Source organism: Allobrachymonas sp. (genome assembly GCF_041912815.1).
Lineage (GTDB): Bacteria > Pseudomonadota > Gammaproteobacteria > Burkholderiales > Burkholderiaceae_C > Brachymonas.
Genome location: NZ_JAYRLV010000005.1, coordinates 87,105 through 109,539, shown reverse-complemented (window position 1 = coordinate 109,539; position 22,435 = coordinate 87,105). Strand labels below are relative to the sequence as shown.

Genomic DNA, 22,435 nt, shown 5'->3' with positions numbered 1-22,435 from the left:
ATGCAGCAAGACACAGTCAATCAGGTTCTGCCGCAGGCCCTGTCGGCCTGGATGGATGGCGCCCCCTTGCCCGATGAGGTGCAGGAGGACGCGGTGCTCGCATGGCTGCTGCAGGATGCAGAGGCTCGGGCACAGTGGGCAGAGTGGCATGGCATGCGCGACCTGCTGCGTGGGGAGCTGGTTTCCCATGCGGCGACTGGCGATCAGAGTGCGGCAGTAGGGGGTTCTGGCTGGATGGTGGCCCTGCATGCCAGACTGGAGCAATGTGAGGTGGGCAGCATGCGCGAGGATGTGCTGGCAGGCGATACCGGATCGCGGGCACTGGAGCCGCACCGTGAACCATCCGAGCCCGTGGTGGATGTCCGCGGCCAGCGCGAGGCGGCCAATGCGCCTGTGTGGCGCTGGAAATGGGCGCTCGGATTTGCTTCTCTGGCGGTCATGGTCGTGACTGTCTGGAATGTGGCGGCCTCGCAGTGGCCTGCCATGCTCGCAGGGGGAATGGTGTCGCGGGGGCAGGATGCAGCGGGCTGGTCGCAGACGGTGGCTGCAGGCGGAAAGGTCGGAGGCATGCAGGCCACGACCGCTGCCAGTGGGGCTGCCGATCAGCTCACGGAGCGCCAGATCGACAGTCTGGTGGTGGCGCATGCGCAGCTGGGGGGGCAGTCGATGCTGCCGGACCTGGTGCAGGGAGGAGTCGATGATGGCTCGGCCTTCTGATGGGTGCGGGGAGGGATAAAGGGGTGTTCACAGTGATCCAGAGACAGGGTGGAAGACCAGGCGTCTCCGGTGCGCCTGATGGTGGCGCGGCCATCATGTGTCGGTCGACGGCGGGGGCATTCCAGGTTGCAGCCCTGTGTGCGGTGCTGCTGTGGGGGGCGCCCGCCACTGCGCACATGCATATGCATGGAGATGGGCACAGGCATGGGCATGGAGAGCCTGAAATGCAGCGCACTGCATTCGTGCTTCCTTCCCGGGATGGCTGGGTCGCGCCTGTGCGCTGGACTTCGGCTCTGCCGTGGCTGGAGCGCTGGCAGAATGCGGCCTCTTCACAGCCCTATGCAGGCACGCTCGCCATGTCGGGACCGGATGGCCGGGTGCGTGGTGCCCGCATGGTCCATGCCGTGCAGGGCACACGGCAAATCGAACGGGTCGAGCTGCTGGCAGGGCGCCGACGCACCATTTTCCGTACCGATCAGGCGGTGGCCGTCTTCATGCCGGATGCGCATGTCGTGCAGCTGCGTACCAACATGCCGGCATTCCGCAGTCTCTTTCCGGGGCTGGCACCGCTGAGCCGCATGCACCTGGTCGAGACGGCGGCACGCTACCGGGCCGGTGCGCAGGGCAGTGCACGGGTGGCGGGGCGCGAGGCCTGGGTGACCCTGCTTGCCCCTGTGGACCATTTGCGCAATGCCTTCCGTTTCTGGAGTGACAAGCAGACCGGACTGATCCTGCGCTGGCAGATGCTGGATGCGGTGCGGCCAGGGGTGTGGGAGCCTGGAAATCTGAGGGTGGTGCGCGAGGTGGCGTTCGAGAATGTCCAATTGTCTGCCCCGATCGATTTTCAGACACTCGAGCGCATGATGGCAGCCACCCAGGCCTACCGGGTGGATCGGCGTGCCCTGCAATCCCTGGACCTGAGTCGTCTGGGATGGGGGTGGAGACAGCCGACCCCAGGCTATGTTGTGACATCGTGTTACCAGCGCCACCCCATGGAAGGTGGTGACGGAGGGCCGGCGGAGGCAGGCCCTCTCATGGGCATGCGGCCGGGACACGAGGGGCATGGTGGCCGGCATGGAGAAGGTCCCGGAGGGCATGGGGGGCGCTGGTTCGGGCATCGTCCACCGCCGCCAGCGTCCACTCCCTTTCTCCAGCGCCCGACGCCCCCGAACGAAGGCTGGGGGCCTCCCGTGACGCAGTGTGTGCTGTCGGATGGCCTTGGCAGCATCTCGCTGTTCATCGAGTCTCCGGGGGCGATGCGCCACCCGCCGCCAGGGCCGGTGGAACGGGGCGCCACCCGCATCCTGTCGCGCACTTTCGGTCCCGATGCGTTTGTGACAGCCGTGGGGGAGGCGCCGCTGGCCGCCCTGCAGGAAGTCCTGCAGAACCTGTATCGCATTCGCTAGGATCCCTTTTCATGGCTCCCTCGCACAGGCAAGGTGAGGAGGGAAGAGGGGATGACATACAGGTTCTTACGATTGTTCCGGTTGAAAAAACCCGGGCCTGCAAGAATGTGCCTCTGAGAGGCTGGCATTGCTGCGATGCACGACAGAAGAGGCCGGGAGATGACGACATTTCCTGGAAATCGTGGAGGCCGGCCCGGCTTACCCGTTCATTCGTTGATGAGGTTTCACGATGCCCGTCCCCGATCGAGCCGCTGATGCGGCCGCCCGTTCGCGTCTGACTCTCCGCTGCCATCGCGGCGCCACCGTGGCGCTCACTACCCTGGCGCTGGTGCTGTCGGCCTGCAATGCCAAGACTTCCGCGGCTTCACGGCCGGATGGAGAGTCGCAGACCTCCTCTCTGGCCGCTGTGCCGCCAGCGTCTGCGCCGCCCTCGCGGCCCCTGGTCAGCGGACTTCCTGATTTCACCCCTCTGGTGGACAAAGTCGGCCCCTCTGTGGTCAACATCCGCACCATGGAAAAGACCCATGTGGCGCGCGGTGTGCAGGGCGGCAGTGCCGAGCAGCAGATGGATGAGCTGCTGCGCAGGTTCTTTGGTGTTCCCCTGCCGGACAACTCCCAGCGCCGCCAGCAGCCGAGCCCGGGCGGCGGCGAGAGCGAACGTCCCACAGGGGTGGGCTCTGGCTTCATCATCTCGCCCGATGGCTACATCCTCACCAATGCCCATGTGGTCGATGGTGCAGATGATCTGGTCGTGACGCTGCCCGACAAGCGCGAGTTCAAGGCCAAGGTCGTGGGCAAGGACAGCCGCAGCGACGTGGCCGTCGTCAAGATCGACGCCAGGAATCTGCCGGCCGTCACGATCGGCAATGTGGCCAATCTGAAAGTCGGGCAGTGGGTCATGGCCATAGGTTCGCCGTTCGGGCTCGAAAACTCCGTGACCGCGGGCATCGTCAGTGCCAAGCAACGCGACACCGGGGACTATCTTCCCTTCATCCAGTCCGACGTGGCCATCAATCCCGGTAATTCCGGAGGGCCATTGATCAACATGGCTGGCGAGGTGGTGGGCATCAACAGCCAGATCTATTCCCGCTCGGGCGGCTTCATGGGGATTTCGTTTTCCATCCCCATCAACGAAGCCATGCGCATCGCCAACCAGCTGCGTGCCACCGGCAGCGTCACACGAGGCCAGATTGGCGTGACCATCGGCACCGTGGAAGGCGATGTGGCCGAATCCATGGGCTTGGGCAAGGACAGGGGCGCTGTGGTGCGGGGGGTCATGCCCGGTTCACCGGCAGAAAAGGCTGGCGTGCAGGCGGGCGACATCATCACCCGCTTCAACGGCACCCCGATCGAGCGCACCTCCGACCTGCCGCGACTGGTGGGGGATACCGCACCCGGCACCCGTGCCAGCATGACGGTGCTGCGCAACGGGAGCAGCCATGATCTGACCATCACGGTCGGCAAGCTCACCGAAGGGAGCGACAGCGCTGCATCCTCGCTGGGCAGCAAAGCCGAGCCCGGCAGTGTGGCCAGCGTGCAGCGGCTGGGGCTTTCCGTCGGCGAACTCTCGACCACCCAGCGTCAGCAGCTGCACGGCAAGGGCGGCGTGGTGGTGCGCGAGGTGGAGGACGGCAGCCCTGCCGACCGTGCGGGTCTGCAGGCGGGGGACGTGATTCTGAGCATCGGCAATCAGCCGGTGGCCAATGTTGCGGCCTTCGGGGCGGCTGTGGCCAGGCTTCCGCTGGAGCGCCCGGCTGTGGTTCTGCTGCAGCGCGGCGATTGGGCGCAGTACACCCTGATCAAGCCCACTCGCTGAGGAATGCGACCAGGCGGGCAGGGAGGGGGCAGCTGCACATGCGTCCCCTTCGTGTCGTCCTGGTCTGCCGGAATGGGCGCCTCTGCGCGCGAATCCCGTTAAAATGCCCTGACCTGGATGCAGGGGGAAAGCGCAGGCCCCTTGCCCCTCCCGATATCTTCGGTGCCGCACATGGGGTCTTCCGTTGCACCAGAAGGGTCCCATCCTCCTCACACCACGCTCCCGCCTGCTGCCAGGCGACGTTCCCTGCCACGGCAGAGAACCGAGAAGCGGGGCGTTTTTTTGCTGCCCGTGCACGACAGCCCTCATGAAACATATCCGCAACTTTTCCATCATTGCCCACATCGATCACGGCAAGTCCACCCTGGCCGATCGGCTGATCGCCCGCTGTGGGGGGCTGTCCGAGCGCGAAATGAGCGAGCAGGTGCTCGATTCGATGGACATCGAGAAGGAACGCGGCATCACCATCAAGGCACAGACGGCGGCACTCGAATACCGTGCCAGGGATGGCCAGATCTACAACCTCAATCTCATCGATACGCCCGGGCACGTCGACTTCAGCTATGAGGTGAGCCGCAGCCTGTCGGCATGCGAAGGGGCCCTGCTCGTGGTCGATGCGAGCCAGGGTGTCGAGGCGCAGACCGTGGCCAACTGCTATACCGCCCTGGATCTGGGAGTGGAGGTGCTGCCGGTGCTCAACAAGATGGATCTGCCGCAGGCCGATCCCGAGCGCGCCAAGGAAGAGATCGAGGACGTCATCGGCATCGATGCGACGGATGCCATTCCATGCTCGGCCAAGACCGGCGAAGGCATCGACGAGATTCTGGAGCTGATCGTGGCGCGGGTGCCTGCTCCCCGGGGGCAGGTCGATGCGCCCCTGCGGGCCATGATCATCGACAGCTGGTTCGACAGCTACGTGGGCGTGGTCATGCTTGTGCGTGTGGTCGATGGCCGGCTGCTGCGGGGCGAGCGCTTCAAGATGATGGCGTCCGGAGCGGCCTACGATGCCAACAACCTGGGCGTCTTCACTCCGTCCCAGAAGCCGCGCGACGTGCTCGAAGCCGGCGAGGTGGGGTACATCATCGCCGGCATCAAGGAGCTCAAGGCCGCCAAGGTCGGCGACACCATCACGCTGGAAAAGAAGCTCCCCAACAACCTCGGCCCTGCCACTAACCCGCTTCCTGGCTTCAAGGAGGTGCAGCCACAGGTGTTCGCGGGTCTGTACCCCACCGAGGCGAACCAGTACGACGCCCTGCGCGACAGTCTCGAGAAACTCCAGCTCAACGATGCCTCGCTGCACTTCGAGCCCGAAGTCTCCCAGGCCCTGGGCTTCGGCTTCCGCTGCGGCTTTCTGGGGCTGCTGCACATGGAGATCGTGCAGGAACGGCTCGAACGGGAATTCGACCAGGATCTCATCACCACCGCGCCCAGCGTGGTGTACGAGGTGCTCAAGGGCAACGGCGAAACGCTCATGGTCGAGAATCCCTCCAAGATGCCCGATGTGGCGCAGATCCAGGAGATCCGCGAACCTGTCGTGACCGTGCATCTGTACATGCCGCAGGATTGCGTGGGCCCGGTGATGACCCTCTGCAACCAGAAGCGCGGCGTGCAGCTCAACATGGCCTACCACGGCCGGCAGGTTATGCTCACCTATGACCTGCCGCTCGGCGAAATCGTGCTCGACTTCTTCGACAAGCTCAAGTCCGTGAGCCGCGGTTACGCCAGCATGGACTATGAGTTCAAGGAATACCGCCCCTCCGACGTGGTCAAGGTGGACATTCTGCTCAATGGCGAACGGGTCGATGCCCTGTCCATCATCGTGCACCGCAGCCAGTCCCAGTACCGGGGCCGTGCGGTAGTGGCCAAGATGCGCGAGATCATCAGCCGTCAGCAGTTCGACGTGGCCATCCAGGCGGCCATCGGCGGGCATATCATTGCCCGCGAAACCGTCAAGGCCCTGCGCAAGAACGTGCTGGCCAAGTGCTATGGCGGCGACATCACGCGCAAGCGCAAGCTGCTCGAAAAGCAGAAGGCCGGCAAAAAGCGCATGAAACAGATCGGCTCGGTCGAAGTCCCTCAGGAGGCTTTCCTGGCCATTTTGCAAGTGGAAGACTGAACAACATGCCATTTCTCACCAGTGCGGTACTTGCCGCGTTCGTGGCCTACGTGGCCGCTTGGTATCTTGGGTTCCTGCAGGGCGACATGAGCGTCTTCCTGCTCTGGGCCTCCGTGGTCACCGGGGTGTACTGGGTCGCGGAGAAACTCGTGTTTCTGCCGCGTCGCCGCCGTGCTGCCGCGCAGTTCGAGGAATCCCGCCGACAGCAGGAAGAAGCGCTGGCTGCGCAGGGCATTGCCTCCGACACTTCCCACGTGCAGGAAACCCGCCAGCGCATGCTCGCCCAGCCATGGTGGCTCGACTGGACGGCAGGACTCTTCCCGGTGATCGTGGCCGTGTTCCTGCTGCGCTCATTCGCCTATGAGCCCTTCAAGATTCCGTCCGGGTCGATGATTCCCTCGCTGCTCATCGGTGACCTCATCCTCGTGGACAAGCATGTCTGGGGGTTGCGGGTGCCCGTGAGCAATGCCCGCATCACGCAGGGCAGCCCCGTGCAGCGCGGCGACGTGATCGTCTTCCACTATCCGCCCAACCCCAGCGTCGATTACATCAAGCGGGTGGTGGGGCTTCCGGGGGACACCGTGTCGTATCTCAACAAGCGGCTGACGATCAACGGCCGCGAGATCGACGAGACCCCGCTGCCCGACTATCTGGACACGAGCACCATGCAGTACTTCAAGCAGTACCAGGAGCAGCTCGGCACGCATACGCACCGCATCCTCATCGACGACAACCGGCCTGCCGGCATTCCGGTGACCGAGCCCTTTCCCCAGCGCGACAACTGCCGCTACAGCGCCGAAGGCGTGACCTGCAAGGTGCCGCAGGGTCAGTATTTCGTCATGGGGGATAATCGGGACAATTCGGCAGATTCCCGCTACTGGGGGTTTGTGCCGGATCACAATATCGTGGGCAAGGCCATTGTCGTGTGGTTCAATTTCAGCGATTTCAAGCGCATCGGTCGCATCGACTGAGCGCGGCAACTGCCGGAGCACCCGGCACGGACTCCGAGTCTGTGCCCCGGACGACACGCAGGCCCCATCCATCAGACAGGGAGAGCATCGACATGCAGCACATCCAACCCATCCGCCATCAGCGCGGATTGACCTTTTTCGGTCTGGTTCTCATTCTGGCGCTCGTCGCCGTGGTCGGCATTGCCGTGGCGCGTGCCGTGCCCAGCATCGTCGAGTACCAGTCGATTCTCAAGGCAGTGGAGCGGGCCAAGACCGGCGCCACGGTGGCCGAGATCGAGCGTGCCTTCGACGCTTCCGCTGCCATTGACGATATTCATACCATCTCGGGCAAGGATCTGGAAGTCACCAAGGTCAACGATCAGGTCAAGATCAAGTTCGCCTATGACAAGGAAGTGCCCCTTGCCGGTCCGGTTTCCCTGCTCATTCATTATTCAGGTGAATCGAAATAAACATGTCTTCCCATGAAGTGTCTGTACCTGCCCAGACGGAGCTGACGGCTCTGGCCCGGCGGGTGGGGCACGAATTCTCCTGCCTGCCCCTGCTGCAGCAGGCACTTACCCATCGCAGCTTCTGTGCGGATCACAACGAGCGGCTCGAATTCCTGGGGGATTCGGTGCTCAACTTGGCCATCACCAGCCTGCTCTACGCGCGCCTGCCTTCCGCCACCGAGGGCGAGCTCTCGCGCATCCGCGCCAACCTCGTCAAGCAGGACAGCCTTCACCGGATCGCGCTGCGGCTCGATCTGGCAGCAGGCCTGCGCCTGGGCGAGGGCGAGCGCCGATCCGGAGGCGCGCAGCGTCCCTCCATTCTCGCCGATGCCTTCGAGGCGGTTCTGGGGGCCATCTACCTCGATTCCAGCTATCTGCATGCGGAAGCCATCGTGCACCATCTGTTTGCCGACATCGAAATCAGCACCCACATGGCGGCCATGGGCAAGGATCCCAAGACGGCCCTGCAGGAATGGCTCCAGGGCAGGCGCATGCATGTGCCCGACTACACGGTGTCGGAGATCACTGGAGAGGCGCACCAGCAGACCTTTTTCGTGGACTGCCGTGTCGATGCCCTGCAGCAGGTGCAGCGCGGCAGCGGCAGTTCGCGCCGTGCGGCCGAGCAGGATGCAGCTGCGCGCATGCTTGCCCATCTGCAGCAGTCCCTGGCACAGGGGGGCGAGGCCGCCCATGCCATCGTCAAAATCACCCGCAAGACCACCCGTCACGCGCGCCACAAACCGTCGTCCCAACCATGAGTCCATCGCCTCAAAAACCGGCCTCCCAGGCTGACCTGTCGCCCGACGTCTCGGCGCAGCTGCACCGCATTCTCGGCAAGGAGCCCATCGCGGCCGCCCCGGCTGAGGCTTCGGGCCCTGCCACGGGGGAGTCGGTGCAGCCACACTGCGGGCTGGTGGCCATCGTCGGGCGACCCAATGTGGGCAAGTCGACCCTGCTCAATGCCCTGGTGGGACAGAAGATCAGCATCACTTCGCGCAAGGCGCAGACCACGCGCCACCGCATCACGGGCATGCGCACCGAGGGCAGCAGCCAGTTCGTGTTCGTCGATACGCCCGGGTTCCAGACACGGCACGGCAATGCGCTCAACAAGTCGCTCAACAAGGCCGTGACCGGGGCCGTGGCGGATGTGGATGTGGTGCTGTTCGTGGTCGAGGCCGGGCATTTCGGTCTGGCCGATGCCAAGGTGCTGTCGCTGCTGCCGCCCCAGGTGCCGGTGCTGCTGGTGGCCAACAAGCTCGACATGGTGCACCGTCGCGCCGAATTGGCGCCGTGGCTGCGCGACATGCAGCAGCGCCATGCGTTTGCGGAATTCGTGCCCCTGTCGGCCAAGAATCCCCGCGATGTCCAGCGCCTCCTGGAGGTGGTGGCTCGTTACCTGCCTCAGCAGGATTGGTGGTATGGCGCTGACGAGCTGACCGACCGCAGCGAGCGCTTTCTGGCCGGCGAGATCATCCGCGAAAAGCTGTTCCGTCTCACGGGCGATGAATTGCCCTATACCTCTACAGTGGTGATCGACCGCTTCGAGGAGGAGCCCGGACGGACCGCCGCGCGCATGGTGCGTATTGCCGCGACCATTGTGGTGGAGCGTGACGGACACAAGTCCATGGTCATTGGAGACCGGGGAGAGCGCATCAAGCGCATCGGCACCGAGGCGCGGCAGGAGCTCGAAAGGCTGTTCGAGGCCAAGGTATTTCTGGAGCTGTGGGTCAAGGTGCGCTCGGGATGGGCCGACGACGAGGCGCGCGTGCGCTCCTACGGCTACGAGTGAGTCCCGGACCGCACAGACGGAACGAACGCATCACCATGCCTGATCTCCTGGGCTGCACGCCGACATGAAGCGGGTGCTGCATGAGCCGGCCTTTGTGCTGCATCGCTACGACTGGAGTGAAAGCAGCCTGATCCTGGAGGTCTTTACGCGCCGCCAGGGCCGCACGGCCCTCGTGGCCAAGGGGGCCAAGCGTCCCAGTTCCAACTTCCGGCCCGTGCTGCTGCCGCTGCAGCCGCTGCACCTCAACTACAGCGCAGATGGCGAGATCGGCACGCTCAAGAGCGCCGAATGGGCCGGCGGCCATGTGATGCCCGTGGGCGAGGCGCTGCTGTCGGGGTATTACCTCAATGAGCTGCTGATGCGCCTGCTGGCACGCGACGATCCGCATCCCGCGCTCTTCGATGCCTATGCACTCACGGTGGCCAGTCTCACGGCGCCCGAAGAGGGGACGGGCTCGCAGGGCGACTGGATCCAGGCGGTGCTGCGTGCCTTCGAGCTGGTGCTGCTGCGCCAGATCGGAGTGCTGCCCGCGCTCGACGCCCAGACGCTGACCCAGCGTCCCCTGCAGGACGCTGCACCCTATCTGCTCACGGCCGAATCCGGCCTGCGCGAGGCGCAGGACGAGGAGGGCGGCCCGGCCCGGGCCAGTCTGGGGGGGAGTGAGTGGAGGCTGATCGACGAGGCTCTGTGCGATCCGGCCCCGCAGCAGGCCCTGATCGCGCTGTGCCTGCGCCGCAAGGACATTTCGCTGGCACTCAAGAACCAACTCCGGACCGTGCTGCTTTACCATTGCGGGGGAAATCCCTTGCGCACGCGGCAACTGCTGCTCGAATTGCAGAAACTATGACAGGCTCTTTCTCTCCCATCGCTCTTTCGGTCAATGTGAACAAGGTGGCTCTGCTGCGCAACACGCGGCACCTCGGCATCCCGAGCGTCACCCGTGCCGCACAGCTCTGTCTGGAAGCCGGGGCCGACGGCATCACCGTGCATCCCCGTCCCGACGAGCGGCACATCCGCGCGGGCGATGTGTCCGATCTGGCCACCCTGCTCAGGCAACAATGGCAGGGGCGTGAGTTCAATATCGAGGGCAATCCCACCCAGAATCTGATGGAGTTCATCCGGACGGTGCGTCCGCAACAGGCCACCTTCGTTCCCGACAGCGAGGACCAGTTCACCAGCGACCATGGCTGGAATCTGGCCGACGATGCCACCTGCCGGAGGCTGTCCGGGCTGGTCGACGAGTGCCATGCCCTGGGGGTGCGCGTGAGCCTGTTCATGGATGCCGAACCCGCCCCCATGCAAGTGGCACACAGTCTGGGAGCCGACCGCGTCGAGCTCTATACCGAACCCTATGCTGCGGCATGGGGCACCGGGCAACAGGCCGCCGAGACCGAACGGTTTGCTGTAGCAGCCCAGGCGGCTCTGGATGCCGGGCTGAAGGTCAATGCCGGCCATGACCTGAATCTGCACAACCTCACGCATTTCGCCCGCCATGTGCCAGGCCTGTGCGAGGTGTCGATCGGACATGCGCTCATCGCCGACGCCCTGGAGCAGGGGTATGCCGCCACCGTACAGGCCTATCTGCGGTGCCTGCGCGAGGCAGGGCACTGATCTGCAGGAGCCCCTGCAGGAAGCTACCCCATGATCTACGGCATCGGTACCGACATCTGCGACATCCGCCGCATCGAGGCAGCCCTCGCGCGGCGGGGCGAGCGCTTTGCGGCCACCGTGCTCGGAGATGCCGAAATGGACGTTTACCATGCGCGGGGTGTGCGCTGGCCCGATCGGGCCGTGCGGTATCTGGCCACACGCTTCTCGGCCAAGGAGGCTTTCAGCAAGGCCATCGGCCTTGGCATGCACATGCCCATGACCTGGCGGCGCTGCGAAATTCTCAACGCGCCGGGCGGACAGCCGTATGTGCGTCTGCACGGGCCTCTGCGGGAATGGTGCGAGGCCCGGAACCTGCAGGTTCACGTCACCGTGTCGGACGAATCGGCCTATGCAGCCACCTTCTGCGTGGTGGAGCGCATCTGCCCCGGCGATCCTGCCTGAGTGAGTGGGCTTGCAAGCGGGGCGTCGGGATGGCCCCTGAATCATCCTGCTTCTATGCCGTTCCGTTCCCTTCCGTTCAGGAGTCCCTATCCATGTATCCCGCCCCCCTCATCATCGACATCGCTGGCACCCATCTGAGCGAGGACGACAAGCGCCGCATCAGCCATCCGCTCGTGGGGGGGCTGATCTACTTCTCGCGCAACTGGGAAAACCGCGAACAGCTCACGGCCCTGAGCCGTGCCATCAAGGCCATCCGGCCCGATCTGCTCATTGCGGTGGACCACGAGGGAGGGCGTGTGCAGCGGTTCCGTTCGGACGGCTTCACCCATCTTCCCCCCATGCGTGCGCTGGGGCGCATGTGGTCGGAGGATGTCGGAGTGAAGGGCCGCGTGCGCTGGAACCGGCATGCCCTTGCTGCCACACGGGCTGCCACGGCCTGTGGCTATGTGCTCGCATCGGAGCTCCGTGCCTGCGGGGTGGATTTCAGCTTCACCCCGGTGCTCGATCTCGATCATGGATCAAGCGGCGTCATTGGGGATCGCGCCCTCGCCGCGCATCCGAGAATGGTCAGTGCCCTGGCTGCCAGCCTGATGCATGGCCTTCTGCAGGCAGGCATGGGCAACTGCGGCAAGCACTTTCCGGGGCATGGTTTCGCTCGGGCCGATTCCCATGTCGCCATGCCGGTGGATGATCGTCCCCTGGCTGACATTCTGCGGCGCGATGCCCAGCCCTATGGATGGCTCGACCACACACTCACCGCCGTGATGCCTGCCCATGTCATCTATTCGCAGGTCGATTCCCGTCCGGCTGGATTCAGCTCCCGCTGGCTGGAAGACATCCTCCGGGGGCGACTGGGGTTTGGGGGCGCCATCATCAGCGATGATCTCAGCATGCAGGGAGCGCGCCAGATCGAAGGACGGCAGCTCACACCGCTCGATGCCGTGAAGACGGCACTGGATGCCGGCTGTGATCTGGCGCTGCTGTGCAACCAGAGTCTCGATGGTGGACAGGTGCTCGATGACGTGCTCGACGGCATGAGCGAGGTCATCGTCAAGGGACACTGGCAACCGCGCGAAGCATCTGACCTTCGCCGCCGGGCGCTGCTTCCGCCGGGGGCCCCCATGGAGTGGGACGCCCTCATGCGCAGCCATCGCTACATGGCCGCGCTGGATGTGCTGGCGACCATTCCCGCCTGAAGGTCTGTTCTGTCGGCACGCTCATGGAGGCGCAGCAGCAGCTCCTCGGGACAGCGTGGGTCACGGGTACTGTCCTGCACCCATGCCGCATAGGCTGGCGAGACAGGCTCTGAACGTGCGACCCTGATTTCGGGCAGCGCATAGGGATGCAGGGTCTGCAGCAGCGCTGCCACCAGTGGGGCCCATGCGTCCGGTGTCTTGCATGCCAGGAGCCATTCCGGGGCGCGCTCCACGGTGCCTTGCCAGCGGTACACGCTGCGGATGGGCGTGATCTGCACGCAGGCAGCCAGCTGGTGCCGCACCAGCAGATCTGCCCAGCGTTCGGCTTCCTGCACGCTGCCCAGCGTGGTCGTCACCAGCGCGATTCCGGAAGCGTGCGCAGAGGGCGGCGCGCTGCACTCTGGGGCATCCCTGTCGGGCTCTTCGGCCTGCAGCAGGGCAAAGCGCGGCACCTGCCGGTTCTGCCACTGCACCTGCTCCACGAACATGGCCAGCGGCCGTACCCACCATCCCCGGTCTCCGTAGAGCGTCTGATACAGCACCAGAGGCTCCGCTGTCTCGCTGTGGCGCACCACCTCCCACGCCCGGTAGAACCGGCCCTTGCAATGCACATAGAGACCGGGCACGAAGGATGTGGAAGAGGAGGGGCTGGACATGGGCGCGAGAGAAGGACAATGGGCTGCAGCGGAGTCTGGCGTGGGACAATACGCACCTATGCATCCTAAAGCCTTGTTGGACCACAGCGCCGCCCTGCTGGCGCAGATTCTCCGTTTCGATCATCCCGCCGATGCCGTCGTGTCGCACTACTTCCGCGACCATCGTCAGCTCGGTTCCCGCGAACGTGCCACTCTGGCCGAAACCGCCTATGCCGTGCTGCGTCGCAAATCCCTCTTCGACATGCTGGCACGCAGCGGCAGCGGCCCCCGGGAGCGCCGGCTGGCGATTCTCGGATTCGCGGCTGACCGAGCCTTCCTGCTGGACGCCCTGAACAAGCAGGAGCGCGAATGGCTCCAGGGCTGCGACCAGGTGCAGGACAGCGATCTGCTGCCTGTGCACCGCCATAACCTGCCCATCTGGATCGCCGATGCACTGCGCGCGCAGCTGGGAGACCGCTTCGAGGAAGAGGCGCGTGCCATGCTGGAGCCGGCTCCCCTGGATCTGCGCGTCAATCTCCTGCGTGCCAAGCGCACCGAGGTGCAGAAGGCACTGGCCTCAGATGGATTTCCAGCCGTTCCCACTCCCTATTCCCCCTGGGGGCTGCGCCTGCACGACAAGCCTGCCCTCACGCGCATGGCGCTGTTTCAGGAAGGTGCCATCGAGGTGCAGGACGAAGGCTCCCAGCTGCTGGCCCTGCTGCTCGACGCCCATCGGGGCGAAATGGTCGTGGATTTCTGTGCTGGAGCAGGCGGCAAGACGCTTGCCATCGGCGCCACCATGCGCAATACCGGGCGTCTGTACGCTTTCGATGTCTCGGCCCACCGGCTCGAACAGCTCAAGCCCCGCCTGGCGCGCAGTGGCCTGAGCAACGTGCACCCGGTGGCCATTGCGCACGAGCGCGATGAGCGGGTCAAGCGGCTCTCCGGCAAGGCCGACCGCGTGCTGGTGGATGCCCCCTGTTCCGGTCTGGGCACGCTGCGCCGCAATCCCGATCTCAAGTGGCGACAGGACGAGCAATCCGTGCGCGAGCTCACGCTCAAGCAGGCATCCATTCTGCAGAGCGCATGCCGCCTTCTCCGGTCCGGTGGACGGCTGGTGTATGCCACCTGCAGCGTTCTGCCGGAGGAAAACGAGGCCATTGCCAATGCCTTCACCCTGGCCAATCCAGCCTTCAAACCGCTCAACGTGGCCTCGCTGCTGACCCAGCTCAAGGTGCCGGACGCCGAAAGCCTGTGCACTGCCGAGGCCCCAGGCGTCGAGGCGGGGCGCTATCTGCGCCTGTGGCCCGGGCTGCATCACACCGACGGCTTCTTTGCTGCCGCCTGGCAGAAGGACTGATCCTGCCCCTGCGCCCCTGAGGTCGGCCCCCAGAGAGAGTCAGGGCTGCCAGTACATATCTTCTCCTCCACGCCAGCCACCCGTCAGAGGGGGCTGGCGTGGGGAGTGTGTCCGCCTGTCGGGAGTGCGTTGGCGCTGCGCTCTGACGCTCACGGAGACAGGTGTCGCTGTGGCCGTGGTGGTGATGGGCGATAAAAAACCCGCCTGAAGAGGCGGGTTCTTGCAGCAGGAAGGAGCTGAAATTTACTTCAGCTTGATTTCCTTGTACTCGACATGCTTGCGAGCCTTGGGATCAAACTTCATGATCGTCATCTTCTCGGGCATAGTCTTCTTGTTCTTGGTGGTGGTGTAGAAGTGACCGGTGCCGGCGCTGGATTCCAGCTTGATTTTTTCGCGTCCGCCTTTGCTTGCCATGATGAATTCCTTTCAGTGAAACAGGGAGTGGATCAGGCCTGGCCGCGAGCGCGCATGTCGGCGAGCACGGAGTCGATGCCATTCTTGTCGATCAGTCGCAGGGCTGCGCTGGACACGCGCAGACGCACCCAACGGTTTTCGCTCTCGACCCAGAAACGACGGTACTGCAGGTTGGGCAGGAAGCGACGCTTGGTCTTGTTGTTGGCGTGGGACACATTGTTGCCCACCATCGGGGCCTTGCCCGTGACTTCACATTTGCGTGCCATGAAGGACACTCCTTGAATGAACTGTTTGTCGAAAAACAGGGTCGACAGCGCTGGCCGACACCTGCACCTCACCGGCAACGCAAGCCGCATTGCGCAAGGCCTGCATCTCCGTGATCTCGCGAGAAAAACCCGGATGCCGGTGGTAAGGGGACTTTTTTCCTGCCGCGCCTTGACCCGTAAAAGCCGAGGAGCAAGACATAAAACCTTGGATTATAACTTACTTCTTTGCCTGTGCAAGCAGCGCAGCGGCCGCTTCTTCCTGTTCCAGAAAGCGCTGAGCATCCAGTGCAGCCATGCAGCCGGTTCCGGCACTGGTGATGGCCTGGCGATAGATGTAGTCCTGCACGTCGCCGGCGGCGAACACTCCGGGTACACTGGTCTGGGTGGCAAACCCCTGATGGCCCCCCTGCGTGACGATGTAGCCGTTCTCCAGGGCCAGCTGTCCCTTGAATATTTCGGTATTGGGCGCGTGTCCGATGGCGATGAAGCAGCCCTGCAGCGCCAGCTCCTCGGTGCTGCCGCTGGATACATGCCGGAGCCGGACACCGGTGACGCCCGATGCGTCACCCAGCACCTCGTCGACCGTGGAGTCGAGCTTGAGCACGATGCGACCTTCCTGCACTTTCTCGCTGAGCACGTCGATCATGATCGGCTCGGCACGGAAGGTGTCGCGCCGGTGTACCAGATACACCTTGCGGGCGATGTTGGCCAGATAGAGGGCTTCTTCGACGGCTGTGTTGCCGCCGCCCACCACGCAGACCTCCTGATCGCGGTAGAAGAAGCCGTCGCAGGTGGCGCAGGCACTCACGCCCCTGCCCATGAAGGCTTCCTCCGACGGCAGTCCCAGATACTTGGCCGTGGCTCCGGTGGCCACGATGAGGGCATCGCAGGTGTAGGTGCCGCTGTCCCCCGTGAGGGTAAAGGGACGACGGGAGAGATCGACCGTGTGGATATGGTCGAACACCATTTCGGTCTTGAAGCGTTCGGCATGCGCCTGCAGGCGCTGCATCAGATCGGGCCCCTGTACGCCGTTCACGTCGGCCGGCCAGTTGTCTACTTCGGTGGTGGTCATGAGCTGTCCGCCCTGTGCCATGCCGGTGATGAGGACCGGCTTGAGATTGGCGCGGGCGGCATAGATGGCGGCGGTGTAGCCAGCGGGGCCGGAGCCCAGGATCAAGACCTTGGCGTGGAGGGTGGGGTGAGTCATGATGAATGTCCTGTCAGGCAAAACATGTCCTGCGCGGCAATGGCCATACAGGAGGCCGGGCCGTTGGAACCCCTCGGTGGGAGTGCCGCCAGCCATGCTGCCGGAATATAGCAGCATGCCCCTGCCGCCGTGGTGCGGGCAGACCAATGGCATGCAGGAAGTGTGTACTGTAAATAATTCCAGTAATCGGGATTCATTCCTTATAATCCACCGCGCTGCAGCGTGCGCAGAGGGATCGTGCAAGAATGCTCTCGTTCCCGTTCATGGCCTGAAGATCTGGAGATAGTGGATGGCAATCGTATCCAATCTGGAGCTGATCCGCAGGGTTCCCCTGTTCAGCGATCTTACGCCCGGCCAATCGGGCATCATTTCTTCCGCCGTGGGCAAGCGACGCTTCCGGCGGGGAGAAACCATTGTCGAACAGGGAGCCGTCAGCGGCATGCTGTTCATGATCCTGTCCGGCAAGGCTCGCGTCGTGGCGCAGGATGACCGGGGGCGCGAGGTCATCATGGCTTCCCTCGGGCCTGGAGACTGCATCGGCGAGATGAGCCTCATCGACGGAGATCCCCATTCCGCCACGGTGCGGGCCGAGGTGCAGACCGATGTGCTCACGCTCGAACACGATGCCTTCACGCGCTGCCTGCGCGACAACGTGAACATGGCCGAGGCTGTCATGCGTGCCCTGGTGCGTCGACTGCGCAATGCAGACCGGCAGATCCGTTCGCTGGCGCTGATGGACGTGTATGGACGGGTGGGCGATGCCCTGCTCGACATGGCCGAAGAGGAAGCCGATGGCACCCTGGTGCTGCGCAAGAAGGTGTCTCGGCAGGAAGTCGCCCGCATGGTCGGCGCCTCGCGCGAGATGGTGAGCCGGGTCATGAAGCATTTCGAGGACAACGGCCTTGTGCAGGCACGGGGGGATGGCAGTTTCCTGCTCAGGCCCATGCCACATACCCTGGAGTGAATCCGGTGGACTGCAGCCGCGCATCCTTTCCTTTGTGTCCCTGCTTCGCTTCGGTGCCGCCGGTGGCCTTGCCTGAGAGTAGTTGTTGAATGGCCTATCTGATCCGTAACGCTTCCCGCGAGGTGCCTGCACAGGCACCCAAACCCCTGATTCCTCCGCTTTTTCGCCGCTTCAGCCAGGAGACCGTGCTGTTCTTCGGAGGACTGTTCCTGCTGTGCTGGCTGCTGTCCATGCTGAGCTACAGTCCGGATGACCCGGCCTGGAGCACCACGGGCATTCGCGTGCAGCCCCGCAATCTGCTGGGGCATGTGGGGGCCTGGGCCGCCGACATCAGTTTCTTCGTGTTCGGACGCTCGGTCTGGCTGCTGTTTGCCACGGCAGTGGTCGGGTGGTGGCGTCTGCTGCGCCAGTGGATGCGGGGAGGGCGGACAGGTGCTCCGATGCCTTCCGCCCCGGCGGCAGAGACGACTTCGGTGCGGGCCTGGTGGAAGCGCTGGGGGCGTTCCCTGGCAGGAGGCACTGCCGCATGGTGGCTGGCCGTGGGGGTGATGCTGGCGGTTTCGACCGCGCTCGAATGGAGCCGTCTGTATGGGGGCGAGTCCCGCCTGCCCAACGGAGCGGGCGGCATGCTGGGTACCATGACCGGGCCTGTCGCCACCATGGCGCTGGGTGCGGTGGGGTCGGGGCTGGTCGGGATCATCCTGTTCCTGTGGTCGCTGTCCTGGGTGTTCCGCTTCGAGTGGGGGCAGGTGGCGCAGACCGTGGGGGCGTGGGTGGATGGCCGTCTCACGTTTGCCCGCGAGCAGCGCGAGATCGCGGCCGACAAGGCAGCAGGCCAGAAAGCGGCCCGCCAGCGCGAGGAGATGGTGGAGCAGGAGCTTGAACAGGCTCAGGCCAAGCCCCATGTGCCCCTCGTCATCGAGCAACCACCCCGGCCGGCCGTGGTCGAGCCGAGTCCCCGGGTCGTGCAGGAGCGCCAGAAGCCGCTGTTCACCGACATGCCAGACAGCCATCTGCCGCAGATCGGTCTGCTCGACGAGGCGCCCCTGATGCAGGAAGGGATTCCGCACGAGACGCTGGAGATGACCAGCCGGCTCATCGAGAAGAAGCTGCGTGACTTTGGGGTGGAGGTGCGTGTCGTGGCCGCCATGCCGGGGCCGGTGGTGACCCGCTACGAGATCGAGCCGGCCACGGGGGTGAAGGGCAGCCAGATCGTCAATCTGGCCAAGGATCTGGCACGCTCGCTCAGTCTGGTGTCGATCCGGGTGATCGAGACCATTCCCGGCAAGAATCTCATGGCGCTCGAGTTGCCCAATGCGCGGCGTCAGACCATTCACCTCAGCGAAGTGCTGGGTTCCAACGCCTACCATGAAGGGCGCTCCGTGCTGACCATGGGGCTGGGCAAGGATATCGTGGGCAACCCGGTGGTGGCCGATCTGGCCAAGATGCCCCATGTGCTGGTGGCAGGGACCACAGGGTCGGGCAAGTCGGTCGGTATCAACGCCATGATCCTGAGCATCCTGTACAAGGCCACGCCGGAAGAGGCGCGCATGCTCATGATCGACCCCAAGATGCTCGAAATGTCGGTCTATGAGGGGATCCCGCATCTGCTGGCGCCTGTGGTCACCGACATGCGCCAGGCGGCGCATGGCCTCAACTGGTGCGTGGGTGAGATGGAACGGCGCTATCGGCTCATGAGCAAGCTCGGCGTGCGCAATCTGGCCGGGTATAACGCCAAGATCGACGACGCCAGGGCGCGTGAGGTCCTCATTCCCAATCCCTTCAGTCTGACGCCGGAGTCTCCCGAGCCTCTGGAGCGACTGCCGCAGATCGTGGTGGTCATCGATGAGCTGGCCGATCTGATGATGGTGGTGGGCAAGAAGATCGAGGAGCTGATCGCCCGCCTCGCGCAGAAGGCTCGGGCGGCGGGCATCCACCTGATCCTCGCGACCCAGCGCCCCAGCGTGGACGTCATCACGGGACTCATCAAGGCTAACATTCCCACCCGCATTGCCTTTCAGGTGTCGAGCAAGGTGGACAGCCGCACGATCCTGGACCAGATGGGGGCCGAAAGCCTGCTGGGGCTGGGGGACATGCTCTATCTGCCGGCAGGTCACGGAGTGCCGCAGCGGGTGCATGGCGCCTATGTGAGCGACGAGGAGGTGCACCGGGTAGTGGATTTCCTCAAGGAGCATGGCGAAGCCAACTACATCGAGGGAGTGCTCGAAGGCGGCACCGTGGAGGGAGAGGACGGTCCGGGCGGAGAGGGCCAGGCCGGCGACGAGCAGGACCCCATGTACGACCAGGCGGTCGAAGTGGTCCTCAAGAAGCGCAAGGCCAGCATTTCCCTGGTGCAGCGCGAACTGCGCATCGGCTACAACCGCGCCGCCCGTCTCCTCGAAGACATGGAAAAGGCCGGGCTGGTCAGCAGCCTCTCGACCAATGGCCAGCGCGACATTCTGGTTCCCGCGCGCGACGACTGATCGGCGATTCGGCCGCTTTTCGTGCGGTCAGGCCCTGGGGTGCACAAAGAGCGGGCAGGGCCGTGGCAGAAACCGCACCTCCGGCAATATGTAACAGAGCCGGAGGCACGGAAACTTCCTCTGGACGGAGGGGGGAAGTGCCTGTTACATCTTTGCGGCTTGGTAGCATCTTCCCCAGCGCCTGGGCGTCCGCACCTCGGGCAAGCGCCTACACTGTGGGACAACCTGGGTTCGGCAGGGTGGCACCCTCGCGGAGGCGGCCCTCCTTGCGCCGAATCATCATTACGACATGCCGGCTGGCCGCATGCAGGAGAGGGCAGGGACTTGCGAGTGCCTTCAGAGCCTTTTCTGCTGCCATGGGCTGGACCCGCACGCACAAGGAGTTGTTCATGATGTCATTTGAGTCCCGTTCCGTATCCTCTCTGTCTCCCGTAGCCGGGCAGATGCCGCGTTCCCGCGCCCTGCAGGGCGGGCGGGTACTCGCCGTGGCCCTGCTCGGCATGGCGGGCTGGATCGGGCAGGCCCATGCCGACGGGCTGTCCACCCTCGATGCCTATATCCGGCACACGCATGCGGGAGCAGCCAGCTTTACCCAGAGTGTGAGCACCGTGGGCAAGTCGGGTGCGGCGCGGCAGAGCAGTGGCACCTTTGCCTTCCAGCGGCCCAATCGCTTCCGCTTCGACTATCGCAAGCCCTATGTCCAGACCATTGTGGCGGATGGCCGGCACCTGTGGATGTATGACGCCGAGCTGCGTCAAGTGACGCAGCGCAGCCAGAGCAAGGTGCTTGACGCCACCCCGGCCGCACTGGTGGCGTCGGCCACCAGCCTGGATGCGCTCAAGGCCCGCTTCACGCTGGAAAATGCCACGGGGAGCGGCTCCCTGACCTGGGTAAAGGCCACCCCCAAGGGCAAGGAAGGGCAGGTCAAGGAAGTGATGATCGGATTCGAAGGCAACGACCTTCGCCGGCTGGTGATTCTCGACGGGTTCGGGCAGCGGTCCGATCTGACCTTTGGCAAGTTCAGCAGCACGGTGCCGGCAGGGATGAAGTTCAGCTTCGTGCCTCCCAAAGGGGCCGATGTGCTCAAGCAGTGAGACGGCGAACCACGGGGACAGACGCCAGTGCCGGCGTCATGGCGCCGGCATGCTGCTGCCTTGCATAAAGGCAGGGACAAGGCAGTGCAGCAGGGACATCCCCTGCGTGCAGTCAGAGACGCACTTTCTGGTCCAATAGACGCATGGATGATCTCTTTGCACACGAGCCGGATGCGCCGCTTGCGGAACTGCTCCGGCCCCGCACGCTGGACGACGTGGTCGGGCAGACGCACCTGCTGAATGCCGGCAAGCCCCTGCGGCTCGCGTTTCAGTCCGGCAAGCCCCATTCCATGATCTTCTGGGGGCCGCCAGGGGTCGGCAAGACGACGCTCGCACGGCTGACCGCCACCGCCTTCGATTGTGATTTCATCGCCTTGTCTGCGGTGTTCTCGGGCGTCAAGGACATCCGGGCAGCCATGGACCGTGCCCGCCAGAATCTTGCCCAGGGGCGGCACACCATTCTGTTCGTGGATGAGATTCACCGCTTCAACAAGGCTCAGCAGGATGCCCTGCTGCCCTATGTGGAAAGCGGACTGGTGACGTTCATCGGTGCCACTACCGAGAATCCCTCCTTCGAGGTCAATTCGGCCCTGCTGTCGAGGGCGCAGGTCTACGTGCTGCAGCCCCTGTCCGAAGCCGAGCTGCGGCAGCTGTTCGAGCGGGCGCGTGGAACGCTGCAGGGAGCTTTCACATGGGAGAATGTGGCGGTCGATACCCTGATCGGGTATGCCGATGGGGATGCACGCCGGTTCCTCAACCTGCTCGAACAGTGCATGTCGGCGGCACAGACGTCGGGGGTCACGCACATCGATGCGGCTTTCATCGACAACGCGCTGACCCTGAACAGCAGGCGGTTCGACAAGGGGGGCGATGCGTTCTACGATCAGATTTCCGCCCTGCACAAGTCGGTGCGTGGATCGCACCCCGATGCAGCCCTGTACTGGCTCTGCCGCATGCTCGACGGAGGGGCCGATCCCCGCTACCTGGCGCGGCGCATCGTGCGCATGGCCTGGGAGGACATAGGACTGGCCGATCCGCGCGCCATGCAGATCGCCAATGAGGCGGCCAGCACCTACGAACGTCTTGGCAGCCCCGAAGGAGAACTGGCACTGGCGCAGGCGGTGCTGTACCTGGCAGTGGCGCCCAAGAGCAATGCGGGGTACATGGCCTACAACCAGGCACGGGCCTTCATCCGCAAGGACCGCAGCCGGGAAGTCCCGGTGCATCTTCGCAATGCGCCCACCAAGCTCATGAAGGAACTCGGCTACGGGCATGACTACCGCTATGCCCATGACGAGCCCCATGCCTATGCGGCAGGGGAGACCTATCTGCCGGAAGACATGCCGGAACCGGGCTGGTATCGCCCCGTGCCCCGAGGGCTTGAGCTCAAGATCGCCGACAAGCTCGCACAGCTGCGGAAGTGGGATGAGGAAGCCGATGGTGGGCAGGCGCAGAACTAGA

General features: G+C 64.4%; 21 protein-coding genes. 17 read left to right on the top strand and 4 right to left on the bottom strand.

Going from position 1 to position 22,435, the window contains the following annotated elements; genetic code table 11:
• From ACE3P9_RS06095 to nagZ, 12 genes are all read left to right on the top strand, one after another.
• Complete coding sequence (locus ACE3P9_RS06095; RefSeq protein ID WP_374492482.1) at positions 1-717, top strand: RseA family anti-sigma factor; 717 nt, start codon at positions 1-3, stop codon at positions 715-717.
• Between the two features lie 224 nt (positions 718-941).
• Positions 942-2,123 carry a MucB/RseB C-terminal domain-containing protein gene (locus tag ACE3P9_RS06090; RefSeq protein WP_374492481.1) on the top strand — a complete coding sequence of 394 codons (1,182 nt, stop codon included), beginning with the start codon at positions 942-944 and terminating at the stop codon, positions 2,121-2,123.
• 229 nt (positions 2,124-2,352) lie between these two features.
• A complete protein-coding gene (locus tag ACE3P9_RS06085) occupies positions 2,353-3,939 on the top strand; it encodes a DegQ family serine endoprotease (RefSeq protein ID WP_374492479.1) in 1,587 nt (528 codons plus the stop codon).
• A gap of 307 nt (positions 3,940-4,246) precedes the next feature.
• Positions 4,247-6,055 (top strand): translation elongation factor 4, encoded by a 1,809-nt coding sequence (gene lepA / locus ACE3P9_RS06080; protein ID WP_374492477.1) that lies wholly within the window; start codon positions 4,247-4,249, stop codon positions 6,053-6,055.
• 5 nt (positions 6,056-6,060) lie between these two features.
• A complete protein-coding gene (lepB, locus tag ACE3P9_RS06075) occupies positions 6,061-7,026 on the top strand; it encodes a signal peptidase I (protein ID WP_374492476.1) in 966 nt (321 codons plus the stop codon).
• 92 nt (positions 7,027-7,118) lie between these two features.
• Complete coding sequence (locus tag ACE3P9_RS06070) at positions 7,119-7,475, top strand: DUF4845 domain-containing protein (protein WP_374492475.1); 357 nt, start codon at positions 7,119-7,121, stop codon at positions 7,473-7,475.
• A 2-nt stretch (positions 7,476-7,477) separates the two neighbouring features.
• Complete coding sequence (gene rnc, locus ACE3P9_RS06065; RefSeq protein WP_374492474.1) at positions 7,478-8,272, top strand: ribonuclease III; 795 nt, start codon at positions 7,478-7,480, stop codon at positions 8,270-8,272.
• Positions 8,269-9,303 carry a GTPase Era gene (gene era, locus ACE3P9_RS06060; RefSeq protein ID WP_374492473.1) on the top strand — a complete coding sequence of 345 codons (1,035 nt, stop codon included), beginning with the start codon at positions 8,269-8,271 and terminating at the stop codon, positions 9,301-9,303. Before rnc ends, era begins: the two co-directional genes overlap by 4 nt.
• Positions 9,304-9,367: 64 nt before the next feature.
• Positions 9,368-10,150, top strand: coding sequence for a DNA repair protein RecO (recO, locus tag ACE3P9_RS06055; RefSeq protein ID WP_374492471.1), 783 nt, complete (start codon positions 9,368-9,370; stop codon positions 10,148-10,150).
• Complete coding sequence (locus ACE3P9_RS06050; protein WP_374492469.1) at positions 10,147-10,914, top strand: pyridoxine 5'-phosphate synthase; 768 nt, start codon at positions 10,147-10,149, stop codon at positions 10,912-10,914. Before recO ends, ACE3P9_RS06050 begins: the two co-directional genes overlap by 4 nt.
• 30 nt (positions 10,915-10,944) lie before the next feature.
• On the top strand, positions 10,945-11,355 hold the full coding sequence (acpS, locus tag ACE3P9_RS06045) for a holo-ACP synthase (protein ID WP_374492467.1): 411 nt from the start codon (positions 10,945-10,947) through the stop codon (positions 11,353-11,355).
• Positions 11,356-11,447: 92 nt separating this feature from the next.
• Positions 11,448-12,551 carry a beta-N-acetylhexosaminidase gene (nagZ, locus tag ACE3P9_RS06040; RefSeq protein WP_374492465.1) on the top strand — a complete coding sequence of 368 codons (1,104 nt, stop codon included), beginning with the start codon at positions 11,448-11,450 and terminating at the stop codon, positions 12,549-12,551.
• Here the strand turns inward: nagZ and cutA are convergent.
• Positions 12,509-13,207: a divalent cation tolerance protein CutA gene (gene cutA, locus ACE3P9_RS06035; RefSeq protein WP_374492464.1), complete on the bottom strand. Its 699-nt coding sequence runs from the start codon at positions 13,205-13,207 to the stop codon at positions 12,509-12,511. The genes nagZ and cutA overlap by 43 nt on opposite strands.
• 58 nt (positions 13,208-13,265) lie before the next feature.
• On the opposite strand from cutA, the gene ACE3P9_RS06030 reads away from it, so the two are divergent.
• Positions 13,266-14,546, top strand: a complete 1,281-nt coding sequence (locus tag ACE3P9_RS06030; RefSeq protein WP_374492462.1) for an RsmB/NOP family class I SAM-dependent RNA methyltransferase — start codon at positions 13,266-13,268, stop codon at positions 14,544-14,546.
• Positions 14,547-14,789: 243 nt separating this feature from the next.
• Here the strand turns inward: ACE3P9_RS06030 and rpmG are convergent, their stop codons facing one another.
• The 3 genes from rpmG to trxB all read right to left on the bottom strand — a co-directional run bounded on the left by rpmG (position 14,790) and on the right by trxB (position 16,433).
• A complete protein-coding gene (gene rpmG, locus ACE3P9_RS06025; protein WP_374492460.1) occupies positions 14,790-14,960 on the bottom strand; it encodes a 50S ribosomal protein L33 in 171 nt (56 codons plus the stop codon).
• A gap of 32 nt (positions 14,961-14,992) precedes the next feature.
• Entirely contained in the window at positions 14,993-15,226 is a 234-nt protein-coding gene (gene rpmB, locus ACE3P9_RS06020) for a 50S ribosomal protein L28 (protein WP_374492459.1), read from the bottom strand.
• A gap of 217 nt (positions 15,227-15,443) precedes the next feature.
• On the bottom strand, positions 15,444-16,433 hold the full coding sequence (trxB, locus tag ACE3P9_RS06015; protein WP_374492457.1) for a thioredoxin-disulfide reductase: 990 nt from the start codon (positions 16,431-16,433) through the stop codon (positions 15,444-15,446).
• 289 nt (positions 16,434-16,722) lie between these two features.
• Here trxB and ACE3P9_RS06010 point away from each other — a divergent pair, with 289 nt between their 5' ends.
• From ACE3P9_RS06010 to ACE3P9_RS05995, 4 genes are all read left to right on the top strand, one after another.
• The gene (locus ACE3P9_RS06010) at positions 16,723-17,397 is read left to right on the top strand and encodes a Crp/Fnr family transcriptional regulator (protein WP_374492454.1); all 675 of its coding nucleotides are present in this window, start codon (positions 16,723-16,725) and stop codon (positions 17,395-17,397) included.
• An 89-nt stretch (positions 17,398-17,486) separates the two neighbouring features.
• Positions 17,487-19,880, top strand: coding sequence for a DNA translocase FtsK (locus tag ACE3P9_RS06005; protein WP_374492453.1), 2,394 nt, complete (start codon positions 17,487-17,489; stop codon positions 19,878-19,880).
• Between the two features lie 443 nt (positions 19,881-20,323).
• On the top strand, positions 20,324-20,974 hold the full coding sequence (gene lolA, locus ACE3P9_RS06000) for an outer membrane lipoprotein chaperone LolA (protein ID WP_374492564.1): 651 nt from the start codon (positions 20,324-20,326) through the stop codon (positions 20,972-20,974).
• A 143-nt stretch (positions 20,975-21,117) separates the two neighbouring features.
• On the top strand, positions 21,118-22,434 hold the full coding sequence (locus ACE3P9_RS05995) for a replication-associated recombination protein A (RefSeq protein WP_374492451.1): 1,317 nt from the start codon (positions 21,118-21,120) through the stop codon (positions 22,432-22,434).
• Position 22,435: the final 1 nt, after the last annotated feature.